A 4,161-nucleotide genomic window follows, 5' to 3' on the forward strand; every position below is an offset into this window, starting at 1 on the left:
GCTATTGAAAGTGCATTGCTAGTATATAAATTAGCTTTTGATCACTTGAAGTTCGATCAATCTCATTTTGATGTGCGTAAAGAAAATATAAGTGTACATAATTTCCATATGAGATTGGGGGCAAAACATATTGATGGAAATGAGCTAGATAATTTTTATATTTATTTTTCATCAAAATATTATGAAATTCTGAATGATTATCAAAAGTTTCTAGGCCAATAAATGCAAACACTAAATATTGAAAATATTAAAGTAGGCGATAGAGCTGAATTAAAGCGAAGTTTCTCTGCTGAGGATGTTCAAAGATTCTCACGACTTTCTGGAGATACTAATCCTGTGCATCTTAACGAGGAGTATGCGAAGAACACTATATTTGGTTCTAGAATTGTACATGGAGCATTAGCATCTAGTATTTTCTCAACTATTTTTGCAACTACTTTACCAGGTCCTGGATGTATATATTTAAAGTCAGAGAATAAGTTTACTAAGCCTATTTATCTTAATGATTTTGTTGATTATTACGTGGAGGTTGTCGACGTAATAAAAGAGAGAAAAAAAGTTGTATTTGAAACTGGTGCATTTATAGACGGTAAGAAATGCATATCAGGTACAGCAGAGTTATATATTCCAGGTGAATAATTGAATTATGATTTCATTTTTAGATTTAAAGCAAATTAATCATCAGTACGCCGAAGAGCTAAAGGCTGCATGTAATCGTGTCATTGATTCTGGATGGTATATTGGTGGTCAAGAATTAGAGAAATTTGAACAGAATTTTGCAGATTATTGTGAGACTAAATTTGCTATTGGTGTTGCCAATGGTTTAGATGCTCTAATTCTTACCTTACGAGCATGGAAAGAGTTGGGCAAACTCAAAGATGGTGATGAAGTCATTGTGCCGGCGAATACCTATATCGCAAGTATTCTCGCAGTTACAGCCAATCATTTAATACCTGTTTTGGTAGAGCCAGATGAAAATAGTTTTAATATTTCGATTGAAGCAATACGAGCAGCAATTACTCCAAAAACAAAAGTGATTTTACCTGTTCATTTATATGGACAATTAGCAAATATGTCTGCAATTATGCAAATTGCACAACAGCATAATTTGTTAGTATTAGAAGATTCAGCTCAGGCACATGGAGCTGAAGTTGAAGGTAAAAAAGCGGGTAATTGGGGAGATGCAGCAGGTTTCAGTTTTTATCCAGGGAAGAACTTAGGTGCATTAGGTGATGCTGGTGCCATCACTACTAATGATGCAGAGTTAGCGCAAACTTTAAAAGCTTTGCGTAATTATGGATCCTATGAGAAATATAAAAACTTATTTGTAGGCGTAAATAGTCGTCTTGATGAAATTCAAGCAGCGATGCTTGACGTAAAATTAAAATATTTGGATGATGAAACACAAAATCGACGCCAGATAGCGAATCTTTATATGGCTGAAATTAATAACCCACTCATTGAATTACCAAAAGTAAATAAAGATGTACTTAATGATCAGCAGCATGTTTGGCATGTATTTGTCATTCGTTCAAAGTATCGAATGGAATTGCAAAAGTATTTAGCGGAAAATGGGGTACAAACTTTAATCCATTATCCAATCCCACCACATAAGCAGCAAGCATATGAGGAATGGAATGACCTAAGTTACCCAGTTTCTGAGCAAATTCATGCAGAGATTTTGAGCTTGCCGATGGGGCCAACTTTAACGGTTGAAGATGCTGAAAAAGTCATTCAGCTTTGTAATGAGTTTAAAGTGTAATGGATAATTTATTAGTTACAATTGCTATCCCATGCTATAACCATGCGGGGTTCGTACAGGATAGTATTAGAAGTGTTATTAATCAAACATATGAAAATATTGAATTCATTATTATTGATGATGGTTCAACTGATCAGTCTGTGAATAAAATAAAGGAAATGCTTATTGAATGTGAGCAAAGATTCACTCGGTTTGAATTTCGGGATCGTCCAAATAAGGGATTATGTAACACCTTAAATGAAGCTTTAGAATGGGCTCAAGGAGATTATTTTTGTGTGATTGCTTCTGACGACCAGATGCTTCCTGAAAAAACAAGCTTACAGATTAGCTCGTTTAAGTCTGATACTGTGGGAGTTTTTGGCGGTGTGAATATTATTAACAATAAAAATCAAATACTTTCCTCACGGGTAAGAGAATATTCTGAAACTGGATTTGAAGATATTCTTCTGAATAAACATGATCTACCAGCCTCTTCACAAATGTTTAAAACAGAAATTTTGAGGCAGGTTGGAGGATATAATCCTAATGTAAAGGTAGAAGATTGGGATTTGTTGTTACGTATGTCAAAACTAAATAAAAAAATGGTTTATATACCACAATTGCTGATTAATTATCGTAAGCATGATTCTAATATTAGTTCAGATAATACTTTTATGTATACTGAAATGATAAAAATACTAGATCAATATGTAGATGAACCTAAATATGCACAGGCCCTATATATAGTAAAAAAAAGACTGCTTGTTAATCCTATGAAAAAAATAAGTAAGTTAAAGGCCTTTTTCTTAAAGATTAAGATTCTTTTAGAATATAAATTTAACTGAAACCTTAGTTAGAACTCAGTTTTTTTATTAACTTAGCTGGATTTCCTGCATAAATCGAGTATGCGGGGACGCTTTTTGTGACAACAGAACTGTTACCAATGACGGAACCTTCTCCTATGGTTACTCCTTTTAAAATTCTCACATTTTCTCCGATAAATACATGATTCTCTATAGAAACAGGTGAGCACTGATAATTTCCATTTGATCGATCTTTTATTTCTACACCATGGAAATCGGAGTCAGTAATAAAAAAATTTGGACCGATTAAGCAGTGTTCACCGATAGTTACTGATGTTTTATCTGCAATAATTACAAAACTATTGTTAATAATAGTATGATCTTTGATTGTTACTCTTGCTGAACTATTTCTAGCTTCAATGTATCCGGCAGTATGATAAAAATATGGAGAAGGGGTAACACCTAATTGAGCCATTTCAATATGAATTTTACCCTTTCCTAAGAATAACGTAGGGTAGTGATACTCTTTTTTAATAACTAAATGATCACAATCTGAAAGTAGTCTTTTGTAAATAAAATATCTTATTTTATTGTAAATTTTTCTAAATTTCATAAAACTATCCTCTTTTAAAGATTAGAAAAAAGTATACAGTAGTAAGGGTTATAACAAAACGTCTCTTATTTTTAAAACTTTGTTTTTTTAAAATTTTACTAGTTAATATATAATTACAGCCTTTTTTTAAGCTGCAAACCCATTCTTGTTTTTCTTGAATTTGTTTATTGTTTTTTGATATATATTTTTTTATTCCCCATAATGTTGAAAAAAGCTCTTTATCAATTTTATTTTGAATTGGGTGTTTATTTAATAGCTTATGTAAGATAATGGCATTATTTATAATATAATGCATTTTTTGATTAATTTTCTTAGTTGTGGAGTTTGGGTTGTATTGATAATAATAAATTGAATTTATCTTTATAACCTTTTCTGAGTGTAAGAAATTTAATCTGCTTATTATTTCATCATTATTCAAAAAGTTTTCTTTTTTCGTATTTAAGGTGTGATAAAGATCATAGCTTTTTAAAAAAATATTCTTTTTCGTACACATGAAACCAGAAATTTTACATCATCCTATAGAGTTTTCTAAACATTCAAAACCATTATAAATATTTCTGCTTTCATCAAAGCAGGGAAGAGCTTCATATTTACCAGATTTATCTTGCATCATTACATCAAAAACAATAGTGTCTACTTTAGAATGTTTTATTACATTAATTATATTGTTAATCATATCATTTGATATAGAGTCATCACAATCAATAATTAAACAGTATTCCTCTTTTACTATTTTTATTGCATTTAGTCTAGCTTGGGCTGCTCCTTGGTTTTTTTGACTAATGATAGTGTACGAAAAAATATTTGATTTTAAGTTTTGATTCAATAGTGAAACTGTTGAGTCAGTAGAGCCATCATCAATAAAATATACATGAAAGGGCGAATTCAAACATGAGGTGCGACAGTTTCAAAAGCCATATGATAATCAACAAGCTGAGCAAATTTCTCTAATGGTGTAAGCCAATCTAACGCCTTTCTAGGACGAGTATTCAGTGACATGGCAA

The 4,161-nt window shown here is 31.4% G+C and carries 6 protein-coding genes and 2 pseudogenes; 4 read left to right on the forward strand and 4 right to left on the reverse strand.

Translation table 11 applies throughout. From position 1 onward, the window contains the following. From C3420_RS16380 to C3420_RS16395, 4 genes and pseudogenes are all read left to right on the forward strand, one after another. Positions 1 to 222: pseudogene (locus tag C3420_RS16380) on the forward strand (N-acetyltransferase); the annotation flags it as partial. Next, on the forward strand, positions 223 to 639 hold the full coding sequence (locus C3420_RS16385; RefSeq protein ID WP_004813054.1) for a MaoC family dehydratase: 417 nt from the start codon (positions 223 to 225) through the stop codon (positions 637 to 639). It abuts the pseudogene before it with no gap. 7 nt (positions 640 to 646) lie between these two features. Further along, positions 647 to 1,762, forward strand: a complete 1,116-nt coding sequence (locus tag C3420_RS16390; protein ID WP_004813052.1) for a DegT/DnrJ/EryC1/StrS family aminotransferase — start codon at positions 647 to 649, stop codon at positions 1,760 to 1,762. Further along, positions 1,762 to 2,586, forward strand: a complete 825-nt coding sequence (locus C3420_RS16395) for a glycosyltransferase family 2 protein (protein ID WP_004813051.1) — start codon at positions 1,762 to 1,764, stop codon at positions 2,584 to 2,586. Before C3420_RS16390 ends, C3420_RS16395 begins: the two co-directional genes overlap by 1 nt. 4 nt (positions 2,587 to 2,590) lie before the next feature. Here C3420_RS16395 and C3420_RS16400 read toward each other — a convergent pair whose 3' ends face one another. The 4 genes and pseudogenes from C3420_RS16400 to C3420_RS16410 form a co-directional block, all read right to left on the reverse strand. Next, positions 2,591 to 3,157, reverse strand: coding sequence for an acyltransferase (locus tag C3420_RS16400; RefSeq protein ID WP_004813050.1), 567 nt, complete (start codon positions 3,155 to 3,157; stop codon positions 2,591 to 2,593). 4 nt (positions 3,158 to 3,161) lie between these two features. Then, positions 3,162 to 3,575 carry a hypothetical protein gene (locus C3420_RS17725; protein WP_228152983.1) on the reverse strand — a complete coding sequence of 138 codons (414 nt, stop codon included), beginning with the start codon at positions 3,573 to 3,575 and terminating at the stop codon, positions 3,162 to 3,164. Positions 3,576 to 3,668: 93 nt separating this feature from the next. Continuing rightward, positions 3,669 to 4,046, reverse strand: coding sequence for a glycosyltransferase family A protein (locus C3420_RS17730; RefSeq protein ID WP_228152984.1), 378 nt, complete (start codon positions 4,044 to 4,046; stop codon positions 3,669 to 3,671). Continuing rightward, positions 4,043 to 4,161 (reverse strand): annotated as a pseudogene (locus C3420_RS16410) (IS30 family transposase); the annotation flags it as partial. The pseudogene C3420_RS16410 and the gene C3420_RS17730, both read right to left, overlap by 4 nt.

The organism is Acinetobacter sp. ACNIH3, from assembly GCF_002918965.1.
Classification (GTDB): domain Bacteria; phylum Pseudomonadota; class Gammaproteobacteria; order Pseudomonadales; family Moraxellaceae; genus Acinetobacter; species Acinetobacter schindleri.